Below are 15,752 nucleotides of genomic sequence, written 5' to 3'. Positions count from 1 at the left end.
TAGATAAATTGTCTAATTTGATTTATTTTTAGATTCTCAGCTTACGTGAGACGCAGCGTGTGATGCTAAAACAGGTGTACTTACAGTACACTCAGCGCCAGAAAACGCGGTTGCGCCAGTATTGGTATTGGAGAGGAATATGTCTGCATCTGGAGAGGGTCTGCTGCTGACGCAGTTAGATGCCATAGCGAAAGGGTTGAGCGAGACGTTCGCGCCATTCTGTGAAGTGGTTGTGCACGATCTGAAGAACCCGGAACACGCAATACTTTCTATTCACAATAACCTCTCTGGCAGGGAGGTGGGCGCACCCGCGACGGAGCTGGGCCTTGCACGCATCGCTTCACCCGAATTTCCTAATATTTTAGCGAACTATGCTAACCAGTTTGCTGACGGGCGTCCGGTAAAAAGCACCTCGGTCGGCATCAAAAACGCGGAAGGTGAATACGTCGCCGCACTGTGCCTTAATGTCGATATGACGCTATTTCGCGGCATGCAGAATGCGCTGGCGCAATTCACCCAGCTTGCTTCGGACTCCGTAACCGAGCATTTAGAACCAAACGGTGCAGCGGCGATCAGACAACACATCGATCTTTTCGCCGCACGGCTTGCCACCACGCCACGGGCGCTAAAAGCGCAGGACAGAAAAGTACTGCTTCAGGAACTGAAAGACAACGGCCTGCTGGAAGTCAAAAAATCGATGGAAACCATCGCACAGCACCTCGGCGTATCGAGAGCTTCGGTGTATTTGTATGCGAAGGAGTAGGGTGAAAGCGTTTAATATCAGATTGCTTTGATGCGCAGAGTTAACTGTATGGGAGTGGTTTGATTTTTTCAGCAAAATGGTCGCAAATAAAGAAATATATGCGACCGTTAAACGTTATTTAGCGGGTTTATAAATTGAGCCAATTGCTTCAATTATAGGGTCTTTCTGGCGCTTAGTTCTTCTGGCGGAGGCTAAGATGATAGAAAAATCCTCTTCTTTAGTAGCAGTGATGCATTTCCCGCGTGGTGTTATGCGAGCAAGCTCTTCCTGTGTGTATTTTATACTGCCCATATGAATCGATCCAATTTTATCTTCATCAAAATCAATGTCATGACTATTTTTGGTTAGAGGCGGAGCATAGGTTTTTTTTCTGTTAGTTGCCATTTTCACCCCCATTAAATTCGTTCTGATTGAGTTCATTATCGCCTAAAAAATACTCATCTTCAACGTCGTCGTTTACTACCTGAATGTATTCACCAAGCCACTGAAGAAGATTTTCTGAAGATCGCCACAGTATTGCTTTGCTACCTCCCGTTATATCCTCAAAACCCTGTTCAAGATAATAGTTAGCCACGCTATCATTAATCGGTTCGATTAAGCGAACCCCAGTACACTGTGTCTCTATGATGAAAAATAGTACAGCGTAGAGCGCATACTTTAGGGTATTCCCATCCAGTTCTGAATCACGCAAATGAAAATTTTGTAACATTTCAATATTTAGCGTTGGACCTTCCGCAAAGTGTTCTTCATCTTCTTCCCATTCCGTTCGCGGGCAAAAACTGCACATGCAGGCAACTGAGGGCCTGTCTTCTATATCCAAGAGTTTAAAACTGAAGTTAAATGCATCTGGATTTTCTAACACGCCACCGTTTTGATCCCAAGGGAGTTGATGCGCTGTGTTGTATCATGCCCCCACCAACCACTTCCCAAATCCTCACCTATACTTGCTTAACTGCCCGACTTGCCAACGAGTTGCAAGCTGGGTGTGGTGAAACGAAAACGCGAGGAGTAAGTATGGGTATTCTGTCTTGGGTTATTTTTGGCTTGATTGCGGGGATTTTGGCTAAGTGGATTATGCCCGGTAAAGACGGCGGTGGCTTCATCCTGACGGTGCTACTCGGGATTGTCGGTGCAGTTGTGGGTGGCTACATCAGCGTTTTCTTTGGGTTCGGTCGGGTGGATGGCTTTAACTTCGGCAGCTTTGTCGTCGCGGTTGTCGGCGCGATTGTTGTGCTGTGGGTTTACCGCAAGATTCGAGATTAATTCTATACTCGTCATACTTCAAATTGCATGTGCGTTGGCTGCGTTTAGTCACCCGAATCACTTACCTGAGTAAGCTCATCGGGATTCCTTCCCTTGCCGCCTTCCTGAAACTTGAATTATTTAGAGTATGTATCCGTTGCCCCGGTTCAGGGGCAACGTGCTTTCTGTTGTTAATACCTAAAAGAGGTGTCCATCTAGTTGCAAAGGCTGTAAGCGTTTCTCCCACTCAATCAAATCGGTGTACCACTGTGCAGTAAAGCAGGTCGGCTGTGTTCCTGCCTCTTGATCGGTAGTCAGGACATGCGCAATTTCTCTTACACCATCTCGAATGCTGCGTGTCGGTGAAAAGCCTAACGTGTTTTTCGCATGGAAAAAACAGAGTCGATAATCACGGGTATCCAGAGATTGCGGGCGATGAACGATTTTCACGTTGGGCACTTCCTCAGCGATGATGCTAGCAATGCTATTGATGTTGTGATTTAACACGTCGCCACCAATATTAAATACGGGTGGCGCCGAAAGCGGGCGATTAAGCTGTAAGGTGAGTAGTACGGCACGAGCGACATCCTTAACGTGAATAAACGGACGTTGCTGGAGACCATCACCATCAATGGCAATGAATTTATCCCGCACAGCCATATGCGTCATGATATTGACGGAGAGATCATAACGCATGCGAGGCGCGAGGCCGAACACGGTGGCATTGCGCAGAATGATCGGATGAAAGGTGGTATCACGCAGTCGAAGAAGTTCACGTTCCACATTGAGTTTCAGCTCCGCGTAGAGACTCTGTGGTTGGCACTCTGTCTCTTCATCTGCGGGTGTTGAACCAGAACGACCATAAACTGAGGCGGAACTCATATAGATATAGCGCTGAATACCCGCCTTTTTCGCCGTATTTGCGAGATGACAAGCGCCTTCGTAATTGATGGCATGAGTGAGCGTGGATGATATCTGTGCGGCAGGATCGTTGCTTAATCCCGCGAGATCGATGACGGCTTCAACATTGTGCAATATATCGGGGGTGATGTAGCGTATATCGCCACGTAACGTATGGAACTCTGGTGATTGTGGCATTTCTGATACAGGAAGGCCGAAGAAAAAGCGATCGAAGGCCACCACGCGATATCCCTGATTAATTAATAAATGGCATAGCGGTATGCCTATGTAGCCACCTGCGCCAGCGACCAGAATCGTGTTTTTCATGCGTATACTCCTTCAGCCGCGTGGTGAGTGATGGGAGAAAGGGCGACTGCACGGAGCGAGGTAATGATGCGTTCGCATTCTTTCTCCGTCATGTCGTTGTAAATTGGCAATGCCAGAACGCAGGCAGACAGGTGTTCGGTTTGTGGGAGCGTGGCCTGATGCTCCCCTGCGTAGGCTGGCATGAGATGACAGGCTGGGGCGTAATAGCAGCGCACCATGATCCCTTGGGCATGCAGCGCGTGTTGCAGGTCGTTACGATCCATACCGTAGCGCTTTGCGTCTACGTGAATGGGTAGATACTGCCAGACAGGGGATTGGCCCTCGGGAGGTAAGCAGAGTGTAAGGCCGGGGATGGACGTTATACCTGCAATCAGATGTGACGCCGCTTGTCGGCGGCACGTTAATTGCGATTCCAGATAAGGAAGCTGCGCCAGCCCGATAATCGCGTTGAGTTCACTCATCTTGCCATTTAATCCAGGAGATACGCAGATGCCTGATGCATCCAACCCGAAATTGCGTATCGCTTCGGCACGCTTGATAAGCTCTGCGTCATGGCTGCATAGGCAGCCACCTTCAATGGTGTTATATGGCTTTGTTGCGTGAAAACTGAAAATCTGTGCATCGCCGAAACCACCGGTTCGTTGTCCATTGATCGTAGTACCAAACGCAGGGGCACTGTCGATAAACAGACGCAGTCCGTGGTCTCGCGCAATTTTTTGCAAGGCGGAATAGTCGCTGGCGTAACCATACACGTCCACCGCGACAATCGCACAGGTATTCGCCGTGATGCGGTGCACGACATCGTTGGCATCCAGCAGCGGGCAATCCCGGCTTTTGATATCAGCAAACACGGGGTTTCCCCCAGCCATAACAACCGCATGGGGCGTGCCAGCAAAGGTAAATGAGGGAACAATGACGTCTTTACCCCGAATGTCGGCGGCCAGTAACAGGGTAATGAGCGCCTGCTCACCGTTACAGAATACGCGTGTGGGGACCGATTGATATTCAGTTAATCGGCTTTCTAACTGACGAACATAGGGGCCATTGTTCGTGACATGGCCGGAGGTAAGACTCTCTTTGATCAGCGAAGCGAATGACGCGAAAGGGGGAAAAACCGGCCTGACGATAGGGAGTGAGGTGGAAACTGGACATTCAACGCGATCGACAAACGGCATGGGGGTGTGTTTACGCAGAGTCCGCAATCGTTTGGTGATACTGGCACCGATGCTGACGGAGGATGACAGTATTATGCGGGCACAGAAAAACGTGGAGGCACATTGGATAACGAACATCCATTGCGTGTTAGGGAGTGTCAGCAAGAACAGCAGCACGGCGCTCAGTGAACAGGCACTCCAGATAAAGAGCACTTTGTTGCGTGTGGCCGCCCACGATTTTTGTTTATTCTCCTCAACATGATTAGTAGTCAAGCCTTTGGTTCCCCAACTGACATCGTTAATGTTGGCGATAGAGTAGGTTGTCAGATAGAGACTGAAGACGGGTAATAGCATGAGGTAAAGGGGCATCCAGCGTATGAACTGTCGCAGATAGCGCAATGAATGCAGGCTAATTGCAAGGCAAAGCAAGAAAAGTGCTACACCCATGAGGCCAATGCTCGGTATGGGTGCCACCCGCAGCGTGAAGACGAATGCGCCCCCCATTAATGCACCTAATAGCAACATCGCTGAGACGTGGTAGCGTGTGCCAACCTCGCTAGTCAAGGTGGTACTGCGGCTCATAAAGAGGATGCTTATCCATACGACAAGGAAAAGCAGCGCCATACCTATGGCTGCGGCGGTGATAAGAGACGGTGCGGCATCTGGCAGGATATGGCTGGCAAGTGGGTGTACGCCAGTGGCGAGCAAGATGGCGACAAATGCCGGCATGATAAATTGAGCAATAAACTGCAACATTCCCCAAAGCAAAGAAAGCGCAATACCGCAGCGCCGCAGTGGCGAAAGAGAAGACTGTGTCATCACCGCAGGCAATCGGGACAGTGAGTGCAAGCGAGCGGCAATAGTACTGTTGACCCAGCGCCGTCGCTGGCGCAGAAGTTCTATGAAGGTGGGAGCAGGATCCGAACGAACGATGGCACCTTGCTCATAACGTACTCCGCTTCCTTTATGGTGTTTGGTCAGTTCAAATCCCAGAACCCGATCCTCCGCGAGAAACAGGTTGCGCTCCAGTAAACTCTGAGGAATTAGCCCACGCAGGTAGGCGTCGAGCGGCGCGTGCGAATGTCCGTGGTTTTCACAAAATTGGCTCCATCGAATCATACTGCATTGCCCTGGAACCACTTCCAGATAATGCAGAGCGCTGCCGATGGCCCAATCACTGACTTTTTCCCAGATAAAATCGGCGTATTGCCAATTCTGAGACAGGTTTGCATTCGTGGGAACCGGGAGCATAACGCGCGTTGTGATGGCCCCACAATAAGGATCTCGCCACATGTGTTGTAGCAACTGTATCAAACATGCTGATTCTGTCACCGAACCGACATCAATCTGCATAGCAAACTCGGCTTTAACGACACTTCCAACGCCCCAGAAAAACCAGGCGTGGCTATCCAGCTTTCCTGCATTATGGTGTTTGTTGGCAAGAAGTAGCGTAATGCTCTGCTCCGCGTTTTCAATGGCGTCAGATTGATCGCAGCAGCGCAGAATATGCGAGGCGGGCTGTTCGCTGACCTGAAGCGTCAGTGAATTATTCTGGCTATCCGCTCTGGGCATTTGCATTGGCAGCAACCCTAGCGACCCTAAAAGTGAAACGGTTGATGGGTGAGCACTGTTGGTGCCATCAAGCAGGATGCAAATGATGATGTTGGGCGGACGATCGGCAAACGTTGCGGTTAACTCTTGCTGGTTACGCACCAGCCCCGCCAGCGTATCGGCAAGCATGGGCGCAGGTTCGTTATACAGCGTGAGGCAAACCAGAATATCGGTTTGTCCGGTGGGGAGCTCTCCACTGATATGGATATTATCACGACAAGATTGACGGATTTTTGCCAACATCTGCCAGTTTTTGCTGTCTGTCATGTCTGTCGTTGTCGGAGGATGGCTTGGTGTCATTGTTTTCTGCATAGAAAGCGTGTCCTGTAGAAATAAGGCGGTGGGTTAAAGATGAATATTCAGCGGGGAGAGCGATGTTCCGCTAACCTGAGCGGCGGGAAGTCGCCAAAAACGTTCGGCGACGGTGGCATATACCGAGCGGAAGTCGGTCGAAAAATAAGGGTTGCCGTCGTTATCCAACTTATCGAGTGGGCTGCGATTTCCCCAGATACCTCCCTCGACTTGACCGCCAACTAGCAGCATCGGCCCGCACGTGCCGTGATCGGTTCCGCCCGATGCATTCTCTTTTGGCCGACGGCCGAACTCCGAATGCACCATAATCAGGCTATCCTGCCAGGCACCAATATCGATGAGTCCTTGCCGTAGCCCAAGCAGCAACGTCTCTACTTTACTGAGCTGGCGTTCATGTTCACCGCGTAAATGGCTATGCAAATCGAAGCCAGACAAACTGATTTTATATAGTGGTGAACGGACATTGTTCTCTATCAGCCAGAGTATCGTTGCCGCTTGCGCGTTTTGCGGTTCAATGTAGCCGTCCTGTGTAAATCGACGGGTGAAATGGTTCTGATTGCGCAGCTTATTTTGAATCCGGCGACTTATCGTGCTGGTACTCTCCATTAACCGGAGGATATGCTGTGCTGCCGTCGTACTTCTATCATTCGTGTGGGCAGAGGGTAGGGTGAAATTGGCATTAAGTAGGGCGCGACTATCCTGAAGCGTCAGTGCCTGGATCGCCGGATGGATGAGTAAAGACTGATCGCCAGAGAGAATAATGCCGTCAGTATCATGATAGCGATCCTCACGTGAAGATGTGCTCAGAACGCGGCCAGCCCAGCCTGACTTCAGCGTTGGGGTGTCAGCACCATTGGCCCAGATTGCGGCGGAACTAAAATGAGACAGATTGGGAGACGGATAGCCAACATCTTGTATTACCGCTAATTCCCCCTTTTGAAATACATTAGCGAGCTTTTTCCAGACGATATTAAAGGCCAGATCATCACTTAACGGTGCATATTCGTGAGCGTTTAACGCCAGCGTAGGGCGATAATGTCGATAGAGTGGATCCCGATAGGGAACCAGCGTGTTTAATGCATCATTTCCCCCAAATAATTCGATGACGATCAAATGCTTGTTTGTGGGAATGGCGTTTTGGGCAAACCCGCGCAGGGGAAGCATGGCTGTTAATAGGCCCGCGCCAAGCCCGCCGAGGAGCACGCGCCGTGACAATGTAAATGGTGTAGACATAAGCAGATGTCCTTATCTATTTCAGATTAAATGCGGGATCAAGCGTCAGTGCCTTTAAGGCCGTGGCACTGTTATCCGGTGGCACGGGCTGCCCGAAAGGTGTGGTAGCCAGTAGTGAATCAACAGGTATGCGGGTATAAGGCGTGATGCTGGCGGGGAGTCGGTTTCCCGATTGGCTAAATTGCGGCCTCAGGCGACCCGTACCGTATTCGATATTGGCGTTGAGCGGAGCGTGCCGATCGATCAGGCTGGCTGCTTCGCTCCTGATTGGGGTGGTGAGGTCAAAAGATAAACTTAAGTTACAGTAAAAAGATCCTAACGGTGAGTCGGCAAGGCAGGAAGAACCATTCGGAATGATCCAACTGGCCTGATAGGGGGAAAAACGATAGCCCTTGAAGGAAATCCAATTGATAAATAAATGGGTGTCGGGTTCATCAGCATCCATCGTAATAGTGACATTTTCCAATACCGCAGACGCATTGGGGAGTGGAATGGCGACAGTTTCCCACATCGGTTTCAGATTTCCCGGTTCGTTGGACGCTTGTTCTTGCCGGGTATCTGCTCCGAGCTTGGCGGTAATTCTGGCAAGCTGTTGCCCATTCGCGGTAACGATAAAACGTGCAGGAAGTCCACGGCTTTCGGATGAAAAACGCACGATTAGCTTCGTATTGTCAGTCAGCGGCGAGCTTTCTATCGCGGACCACAGCCGGGTTAACACTCTGGTACGATCGACCAGTGTCTTCCCATCAAGCCAGGCGGTGCCTTCTTCCCATCCCGCTACGGAGGGGGCCATAAACGGGCTCTGTCCCAAATTTTGGAGATAATCCAGTAGGATGTGTTGATCGGGTAACACCAGTGACAGCGTGCGAGAAAAGCCGACGATCAGATCCAATGGGGATTTGACCAATGATCCACGATGGTGTTCGTGCCAAAACGCGGGACTGAGCAGCAATGCTCGCATGAACGGTTTCATCGCATAGTCATGATTGCGTAGCACTTGCGCTAATACCGATACTGTTTCAGGGTCGTCCTCTAACGAAATAAACGCTCGGTAGAATTTCCCCGCCAGACGCGTTGCCGTTTGGGGTTGCGACAACAAAACATCGACAAGTTGATCGAGTTCTTCATCGGGCGTTCCTTGAATTTTCTGGCCGAGCAGCATTTTTTCGCCGGATACCGCTGCGCTGGCGTCAAATTGATAACGCCATTGTTGCGTGGCGTTTACACCGTGCCCTGCCAGAATCTTGGCAACCTGTTTGACATCATTTTCACTGTAGTTACCCTCTCCCAGGGTAAAGAGCTCCATTAATTCTCTAGCAAGATTTTCATTAGGATGTTGGCGTGTATTGGACGTGTTATCCAACCCGCTGAGCATCATGGGATCTTGCAGTATTTTTCGTGCCAAAAGGCGAAAGCTCTGACTACCCGCTTGACGAAATAGCGTGAGCTGATCGAAAAAAGGCGCGGTGATGAGGGTATTGTCAAACCGGGAAACGAAATGGTTATGCCAGAACAGCGTGAGACGATCGGCAAAAGGAGTGGGAGTAAGGATCATTTCCTGTACCCACCAAGCCTGTAGCTGGTTAATTTCGTTGATACGGAAAAAAATCATTTTCTGCTCTCGCCAACCTTCCTGCCAGTAATCTGGATGAGGTTGCTGCACGAAAGTCGGGGGAAGCGTGTAAAAAGGCGCATTGAGCGTGCCCAGTAGATAGTCCACGGCTTGCTCCCGCGTCATATCGTTGAAACGTTCAATATCCTGTGGGGTTGTGCCAAATCCGGTACGATCTATCAGATGTCGTGTTTCTGCGATCGTTAAGGCAACACCTGGGGGGCTGAATGTGAGTGTCCACAGCAGAATGAGAAAGCAGGGCATGCGAAATACAAAAGATGATACTAGCGATTTTCTACTGGTCGGTGAGATTCGCTGGGCGTGAAATGATGGGCGATACGCTAATACAAAACGATCCTGTTTATGCATGATAGTAGATTATCCCTATGGCGTAATAGAATGATGCGGATAACCTACTATGCAAAAAAGAGTATACGGCTTTCACCTTAACTGGGGTGGATTGGACCCTGGCAAGGGTAGGAACTACGTGCCATTGAGCTGGCGTTTTGCCTGAGCGAACTTACTTTCAAGCGTGCTTTTGGAAATCCCTCTTTTATCGCCATAATGCGCAATTAAGGCAGAAATCACAGCGTCCTGAGAGTTAAAAAGTGTATAGGCCTTGCCTGATGGTGAGCGTTGGTTATATAGGCTGATTAACGCGCCAATAATCGTCAGATACGTACTTTCACTACGCTCCCCGAGTATGGGTTGTGTAGGGTGCATCATCACTGATGCGTAAGTAGCGTTTAGTGAAAGATAATCGCTTTTTATATTATTTCGCTGAACTTCAAGAGCGGTATTTTTTATACGCATCACCTCTAATTCGGCTAGCAATATTTGCACCGAATTCATGTTTATTGTTATCGGGGTTAATCGTTCTTCTGGGGAAAATAAAAAATCGGGCTTTTCGTTCGGATAATATGACATCATCCAGTTTTTTAGATCGACATGTCGAATAGATAAATCTGGATCGTTTAAGTCTACCGGTGTCAAACTAGTAACCCCTCGTTTGCTATGACGCAATTCCCCATTGATAAGCCCATCAATCACTCTTTCTTGATTTAACGACAATTTTGGCCATGTTTGATACGCGTAATGTAAAAAAAACAGGGGGTCTTCATCGAGTTTTTTAAGTATTTCAGATTCTGACGACATTAAATGACTCCACCGAATAGCCACTTCGATGGGGCGATAAAATGTTTTTATAATGGGCGGGTTATTATATTTTGAAAGCATAATGAAAAAACCTTTTTATCATTTTACTATTTTATTTCTGGTTGGATTCATCCTACGATGGTGCAGGGTTGTTGCTGTGGTAAATAAAACCCTCATTTAACGAGAGTTTCCCTCCTGTCTATTCAAAAAATACATGGAATTATCTAAAATACTATGACATATAAGCTGCTTTTGTTTTTATCCACAAGATGCTTTTTTAGTATATATTTTATTGCTTAAAAATAAGGCCAGTATATATCCGTCAAACTTCAGGCTGTTTGTGCATGGTAGTGAGGAAAGCGATTATGGTTAACGCGTAGAGAACGCTGGGGCTGTCCATCTGCTGAATCACGGCGACGCGAGTAGACATCGATTCGGTCGATGGCCTTAACTTCGGCGGGAATATTATCTCTAGTAAAAATAAGTTGAGATATAGGGAGAGAGTGTCAGAACAACCAGCACGATCCCTCCACCAATATTAATGCTTTTTTTCAACGCAATGGGGTTGATTCTGCCTGATGAGCGGATAAGTAACTGTGCTGAAAATAGCAGCCAGGCCGACATCATTACAATGTGTAGGGTAGCGAGTGTTAGGTAGGACGCAAGCGACACGGGTGAGGTGCCTTTGGTATTCACAAACAGCGGAACAATAGTGACATAAAGTAGGATCGCTTTAATATTCAGAACATTTGCCAAATAGGCCTCTTTGATACCCACTCTGCTGCTGTTGCATGAGGTTGTACTTTTCTCCCGCAACCCACTCTCTATCAAACGAAACGCTAAGTAGAGCAAATAACCCGTACCAATCGCGGTAATGGTATGCATGATCGTAGGGTAAAAGGATAGCAGCCCTGCGAGACCAATACTTGCCAGTAAGCTATGTGTATAAATACCCAGCGCAGTACCGATAATAATGCGCGATACGGCGTGTATTCCCCCACTGGTTGCGTTATTCATTGCCAGCGTAAAACTGGCTCCAGGAGATAATGTGATCGGGGTTAACGCGATGATAAAGCACAGTATATCCATGAGGTCGTGAGTTCAGCCGTGTGTCTGTTAGCGAGATATACAATAGTGTGGGCTGGAAATCAGTGAGACGGGCGCACATTGCGCCCGGTGAATGGGTCTGGAAAGTGGCTAATACGAAAGAGGTTAATGCGTCACCATTAATGCGTGATGATGCTATCCAGCGCGCGCAGGTGCTCTGGCTGCCACGACAGGTTGACTTCGGTGCCCGCTTTCCAGTGCGGCTGAATCTCGTTAGCAGGGAGTTTCACCATAAACTGCGGCTGGCCTGCGACTTCCGTCATCATCCTGACGTGATCGCCCAGATAGATGAACTGCTGAATGCGGGCTTTGACATGCTGCATTGTGTCGTCGGTATGAGCCGCGTTGACGTGAATACGTTCCGGCCGAATGCAGAGTGTGATTTTACGACCCGGCGAGCTGGGGCGGACTTTCAGCGCACGCAGCGATGTGCCGTCGTCTAGCGTTGCCCGGTAGAACGCGCCTTCGGCCTCGGCGCGCGTGGCGAGCAGCGTATTGTTTTCGCCGATAAACTGCGCCACAAACGCATTCTCCGGTTTTTCGTAGATATCGCTAGGGCTGTCCATCTGCTGAATCACGCCGTCGTTAAACACGGCGACGCGGTTGGACATCGTCATCGCTTCGCTCTGGTCATGGGTGACGTACACCACGGTTAATTCCAGCGATTGATGCAGCTCTTTGATTTCTAACTGCATATGCTCGCGTAGTTGCTTATCCAGCGCACCCAGTGGTTCATCCATCAGCACCAGTTTCGGTTCGAAGACCAGCGCGCGAGCCAGCGCCACACGCTGCTGCTGGCCGCCGGACATCTGTGCGGGGTAGCGATCGGCTAGGCTAGTCAGCTTTACGCGATCCAGCACGCGATCGACTTTCTCTTTGATATCGACGCGGTTTAGACGGCGGATGGACAGCGGAAACGCCAGATTCTCCGCCACAGTCATGTGTGGAAACAGTGCGTAGTTCTGAAACACCATGCCGATGTCGCGCTGATGCGGCGGGAGATGATGCAACGGTGCATCGCGCAGCAGGATTTCTCCCTGCGTTGGGGTTTCAAACCCGGCGAGCATCATCAAACTGGTGGTTTTTCCCGAGCCGGACGGCCCAAGCAGGGTCAGAAATTCACCTTCACGAATATCCAGATTCAGGTTTTTGACGATCAGGCGGTCGCCGTCGTAGGTCTTCTGAACGTTCTTGAAGCTGACATAATTTCTCATTTTTTCACTCTCCGGCAGTCACTGTTATTCATAAGGATGCATAAACCATGCCGGATACGAGAGAGCTGAGGATTGTCATACTACGACAGGCAAAAATGCCGTCGCTTGCTACGATGAATGCCCTGTAATGGGGCGCGTCATGGATAGGTGGCACTCTAATGGTGCGAGCATGCTGTATCGCTGTGCCCTATAAAAATGCACCCCGTCAGGCGTTCAAATCATGCGTATTCAGCGCCTGAATACACGTCACAATCACAGCGAAAGCCTGCTCCATTTGAGGTTCTTCGATGCTGGCATAGCCCAGCAATAAACCGCGCTGCTGCGTCGGTTGCAGGTAGTAGCTGGAAAGCGGTTTGACCATCACGCCACGGCGTAGGATGGCGGCGCTCAGCACAACATCATCAACGTGGGGCGGCAGGCTAAGCAGCATGTGCAGACCGGCATTACTGTTATCTCCGACGTAATCCGCCCCCAGATGCTGTTCGATCAGCGATGTCAATAACGCACGGCGTTTGGCATACAACAGGCGCATGCGGCGGATGTGCGCGGCGTAGTGGCCCTCACGGATAAACTGCGCGAGCGTTGCCTGCGTTAGCCAATGTCCTCCCCGATAAAGCTCGGAATGTGCCGTCTTCAAAGACTGCGCCAGCAGCGGCGGCAGCACCATGTAACTGACGCGCAGGCCGGGGTAGAGCGTTTTGCTGAATGTACCGATGTAGATCACCGGTGATTGCGCCTGTAGCCCTTGCAGTGCGGGGATTGGGCTGCCAGAAAAGCGAAACTCGCTATCGTAATCATCTTCCACCACCCAGCAGCCGTGCTCCTGTGCCAGTGCCAGCAGTCGTTGACGACGTGCCAGGCTCATCACTGCACCCAGCGGATACTGATGTGACGGTGTCACGCAAATCAAACGCGGTGCGGCGTCGGGCAACAGGGTATCCGGCGGCACTAGCCCTTGTTCATCCACATCGACTGGAGCAATGCGCAGGCCGTTAATCGTCAGAACATTGCGAATCCCCCAATAGCAGGGATCTTCAATCCATGCCAAATCACCGGGATTGCACAGCATTTTGGCGAGCAGATCCATCGCCTGATGGGTGCCTTCAGTAATCAGAATCTGCTCCGGCGTACACTCCACGGAACGAGCGACGCGCAGATAATCCACCAGCGCCAACTGGAGTTCGGGAGAACCGCCAATCGGCGAGTAAGACAGTTGTTCAGGACGAACGCGCCGCGTCAACCGCGTTTGAATACGCCGCCATAAATCATGAGGGAAGCTGGCGATATCGGGGATGCCGGGCATAAACGCTCCCCATTGGCGGACGGAGGCACCGGCATAACCCAGCAGATGCATGCCGCGACGCGAAAGCTCGTGTTTAGGTTCCCGTATTTCCCCCGTATTGTCGCTATCCACGGGCTGCATGTTGCCGTCGGGCAACTGTTCCGTGACGAAGGTCCCGCTTCCTTTGCGCGCCTCGATATAGCCTTCAGCCAGTAACTGTTCGTAAGCCGTTAGCACGGTATTACGTGACAGCGCGAGCTGTTGCGCCAGATCGCGTGACGACGGTAGACGAACGCCTGCGGCAATCGCGCCGTCAAGAATCGCGAGCCGGATACTGTCGTACAAACGCTTGTTCAGCGCACCATCTTGCTGATTGGCTAAACGCTGAAGCAATAAGTCGGTCAGGAGTGAGCGCAAAAGTGGATCCTTCAAATATTCAAAACTGGCACTGGATTATAGAACCATCTCACGTCTAAATGACATCATCATCTTGCAACGACCTGTCATCGTTCAACTCACCATCTTCAACTAATAACAGATGTATTTGGGATACCGGAGCAGACAATGAAGAATAGCGAACTGAATCAACGCCGTCTGGCCGCCACACCGCGTGGTGTAGGTGTCATGTGTGATTTCTATGCTGAGAGAGCGGAAAACAGCACCCTGTGGGATGTTGAAGGACGCGAGTTTATCGATTTCGCCGCCGGGATTGCGGTGCTGAATACCGGCCATCGCCACCCGAAAATTGTCGCTGCGGTGCGCGAACAACTGGATCGCTTTACCCATACGGCCTATCAAATTGTGCCTTACGGTAGCTATGTCACGTTGGCCGAGCGTATTAATGCGTTGGCACCGATTCAAGGCGCGGCAAAAACCACGTTCTTTACCACCGGAGCAGAAGCGGTGGAAAACGCGGTGAAAATCGCCCGTGCTTACACCAAGCGTCCTGGCGTGATTGCTTTCAACGCGGCGTTTCATGGTCGTACACTGCTGACCATGACGCTGACGGGCAAAGTAGCACCGTACTCCACGGGGTTTGGCCCGTTCCCCGGTTCCATTTTTCACGCGCTTTATCCGAATGAACAAACCGGTATTACCGTTGAACAGGCACTGGAAAGCGTCGAACGTCTGATGCATACCGATATCGCCGCCGATCAGGTTGCTGCGATTATTCTGGAACCGGTACAGGGTGAAGGCGGTTTTCATGTTGCGCCGCCCGCTTTTATCAGCGGGCTGCGTAAGCTGTGCGATGAGCATGGCATCCTGCTGATTGCCGATGAAGTGCAGACGGGCTTTGCGCGTACCGGTAAGCTGTTTGCGATGGAGTATTACACGGAGAAAGCGGATCTGATCACCATGGCGAAAAGCCTGGGCGGTGGTTTCCCGATCTCTGGCGTGGTCGGCCGTGCTGAGGTGATGGATGCGCCATCGCCGGGCGGGCTGGGCGGCACCTATGCGGGTAACCCGCTGTCGGTCGCTTCGGCGCTGGCGGTATTGGATGTGATTGAAGAAGAAAAATTGTGCCAACGTGCGCAGCGTCTGGGTGCTGCACTGGTAGAAACGCTGGAGAAAGTAAAAGCGCAGTGTCCAGCACTGGTAGCGATTCGTGCGCAAGGGTCGATGGTCGCGGCTGAATTTAACGATCCGAACACGGGTAAACCCTCGGCAGAGATTACCCGCCAATTTCAGAAAAGCGCATTAGAGGCGGGCTTGCTGCTGCTGACCTGCGGTGTGCATGGCAACGTGATTCGTTTCCTGTATCCGCTGACGGTTCCTGATGAGCAGTTCAGCAAAGCGATGAACATCCTGACGCGCGTATTAACACGATAGAAGAGAAGCT

General features: G+C 50.6%; 13 protein-coding genes. 3 read left to right on the top strand and 10 right to left on the bottom strand.

Translation table 11 applies throughout. The features are described from left to right. Positions 1–139 precede the first annotated feature (139 nt). Complete coding sequence (locus GZ59_RS12340; RefSeq protein ID WP_011093603.1) at positions 140–763, top strand: helix-turn-helix transcriptional regulator; 624 nt, start codon at positions 140–142, stop codon at positions 761–763. A 114-nt stretch (positions 764–877) separates the two neighbouring features. Here the strand turns inward: GZ59_RS12340 and GZ59_RS12335 are convergent, their stop codons facing one another. Together GZ59_RS12335 and GZ59_RS12330 are read right to left on the bottom strand one after the other, a co-directional pair. Further along, entirely contained in the window at positions 878–1,147 is a 270-nt protein-coding gene (locus GZ59_RS12335) for a hypothetical protein (protein WP_100675239.1), read from the bottom strand. Further along, positions 1,137–1,625 (bottom strand): hypothetical protein, encoded by a 489-nt coding sequence (locus tag GZ59_RS12330; protein WP_011093605.1) that lies wholly within the window; start codon positions 1,623–1,625, stop codon positions 1,137–1,139. The genes GZ59_RS12335 and GZ59_RS12330 overlap by 11 nt, the downstream gene beginning before the upstream one ends. Positions 1,626–1,777: 152 nt before the next feature. Between GZ59_RS12330 and GZ59_RS12325 the strand changes: the two genes are divergently transcribed. After that, positions 1,778–2,026 (top strand): GlsB/YeaQ/YmgE family stress response membrane protein, encoded by a 249-nt coding sequence (locus GZ59_RS12325; RefSeq protein ID WP_011093606.1) that lies wholly within the window; start codon positions 1,778–1,780, stop codon positions 2,024–2,026. A 177-nt stretch (positions 2,027–2,203) separates the two neighbouring features. Here GZ59_RS12325 and GZ59_RS12320 read toward each other — a convergent pair whose 3' ends face one another. From GZ59_RS12320 to pdxR, 8 genes are all read right to left on the bottom strand, one after another. Continuing rightward, complete coding sequence (locus GZ59_RS12320) at positions 2,204–3,232, bottom strand: NAD-dependent epimerase/dehydratase family protein (RefSeq protein ID WP_011093607.1); 1,029 nt, start codon at positions 3,230–3,232, stop codon at positions 2,204–2,206. Beyond that, positions 3,229–6,309, bottom strand: coding sequence for a DegT/DnrJ/EryC1/StrS family aminotransferase (locus GZ59_RS12315; RefSeq protein ID WP_011093608.1), 3,081 nt, complete (start codon positions 6,307–6,309; stop codon positions 3,229–3,231). Before GZ59_RS12315 ends, GZ59_RS12320 begins: the two co-directional genes overlap by 4 nt. A 33-nt stretch (positions 6,310–6,342) precedes the next feature. Next, a complete protein-coding gene (locus GZ59_RS12310; RefSeq protein ID WP_011093609.1) occupies positions 6,343–7,542 on the bottom strand; it encodes a DUF1501 domain-containing protein in 1,200 nt (399 codons plus the stop codon). Between the two features lie 16 nt (positions 7,543–7,558). Beyond that, positions 7,559–9,418 carry a DUF1800 domain-containing protein gene (locus GZ59_RS12305; protein ID WP_226302339.1) on the bottom strand — a complete coding sequence of 620 codons (1,860 nt, stop codon included), beginning with the start codon at positions 9,416–9,418 and terminating at the stop codon, positions 7,559–7,561. A gap of 219 nt (positions 9,419–9,637) precedes the next feature. After that, entirely contained in the window at positions 9,638–10,309 is a 672-nt protein-coding gene (locus GZ59_RS12300; RefSeq protein WP_223250556.1) for a hypothetical protein, read from the bottom strand. Positions 10,310–10,780: 471 nt separating this feature from the next. Next, on the bottom strand, positions 10,781–11,398 hold the full coding sequence (locus GZ59_RS12295) for a LysE family translocator (protein ID WP_011093612.1): 618 nt from the start codon (positions 11,396–11,398) through the stop codon (positions 10,781–10,783). A gap of 137 nt (positions 11,399–11,535) precedes the next feature. Next, a complete protein-coding gene (locus GZ59_RS12290; RefSeq protein WP_039292101.1) occupies positions 11,536–12,630 on the bottom strand; it encodes an ABC transporter ATP-binding protein in 1,095 nt (364 codons plus the stop codon). Positions 12,631–12,835: 205 nt separating this feature from the next. Then, complete coding sequence (pdxR, locus tag GZ59_RS12285) at positions 12,836–14,329, bottom strand: MocR-like pyridoxine biosynthesis transcription factor PdxR (RefSeq protein ID WP_011093614.1); 1,494 nt, start codon at positions 14,327–14,329, stop codon at positions 12,836–12,838. A 147-nt stretch (positions 14,330–14,476) separates the two neighbouring features. On the opposite strand from pdxR, the gene GZ59_RS12280 reads away from it, so the two are divergent. Continuing rightward, positions 14,477–15,742, top strand: coding sequence for a 4-aminobutyrate--2-oxoglutarate transaminase (locus GZ59_RS12280; RefSeq protein WP_011093615.1), 1,266 nt, complete (start codon positions 14,477–14,479; stop codon positions 15,740–15,742). Positions 15,743–15,752 lie beyond the last annotated feature (10 nt).

The organism is Pectobacterium atrosepticum, assembly GCF_000740965.1.
Taxonomy (GTDB): domain Bacteria; phylum Pseudomonadota; class Gammaproteobacteria; order Enterobacterales; family Enterobacteriaceae; genus Pectobacterium; species Pectobacterium atrosepticum.
The sequence above is the reverse complement of the archived record's forward strand: the minus strand, read 5'-3'. Positions and strand labels throughout refer to the sequence as shown.

Bases quoted from the DNA above. Each gene is read 5' to 3' on its own strand.
- GZ59_RS12340 (WP_011093603.1), top strand. From the start codon at position 140: ATGTCTGCATCTGGAGAGGGTCTGCTGCTGACGCAGTTAGATGCCATA.
- GZ59_RS12335 (WP_100675239.1), bottom strand. From the start codon at position 1,147: ATGGCAACTAACAGAAAAAAAACCTATGCTCCGCCTCTAACCAAAAAT.
- GZ59_RS12325 (WP_011093606.1), top strand. From the start codon at position 1,778: ATGGGTATTCTGTCTTGGGTTATTTTTGGCTTGATTGCGGGGATTTTG.
- GZ59_RS12320 (WP_011093607.1), bottom strand. From the start codon at position 3,232: ATGAAAAACACGATTCTGGTCGCTGGCGCAGGTGGCTACATAGGCATA.
- GZ59_RS12315 (WP_011093608.1), bottom strand. From the start codon at position 6,309: ATGCAGAAAACAATGACACCAAGCCATCCTCCGACAACGACAGACATG.
- GZ59_RS12310 (WP_011093609.1), bottom strand. From the start codon at position 7,542: ATGTCTACACCATTTACATTGTCACGGCGCGTGCTCCTCGGCGGGCTT.
- GZ59_RS12305 (WP_226302339.1), bottom strand. From the start codon at position 9,418: ATGCCCTGCTTTCTCATTCTGCTGTGGACACTCACATTCAGCCCCCCA.
- GZ59_RS12300 (WP_223250556.1), bottom strand. From the start codon at position 10,309: ATGTCGTCAGAATCTGAAATACTTAAAAAACTCGATGAAGACCCCCTG.
- GZ59_RS12295 (WP_011093612.1), bottom strand. From the start codon at position 11,398: ATGGATATACTGTGCTTTATCATCGCGTTAACCCCGATCACATTATCT.
- GZ59_RS12290 (WP_039292101.1), bottom strand. From the start codon at position 12,630: ATGAGAAATTATGTCAGCTTCAAGAACGTTCAGAAGACCTACGACGGC.
- GZ59_RS12280 (WP_011093615.1), top strand. From the start codon at position 14,477: ATGAAGAATAGCGAACTGAATCAACGCCGTCTGGCCGCCACACCGCGT.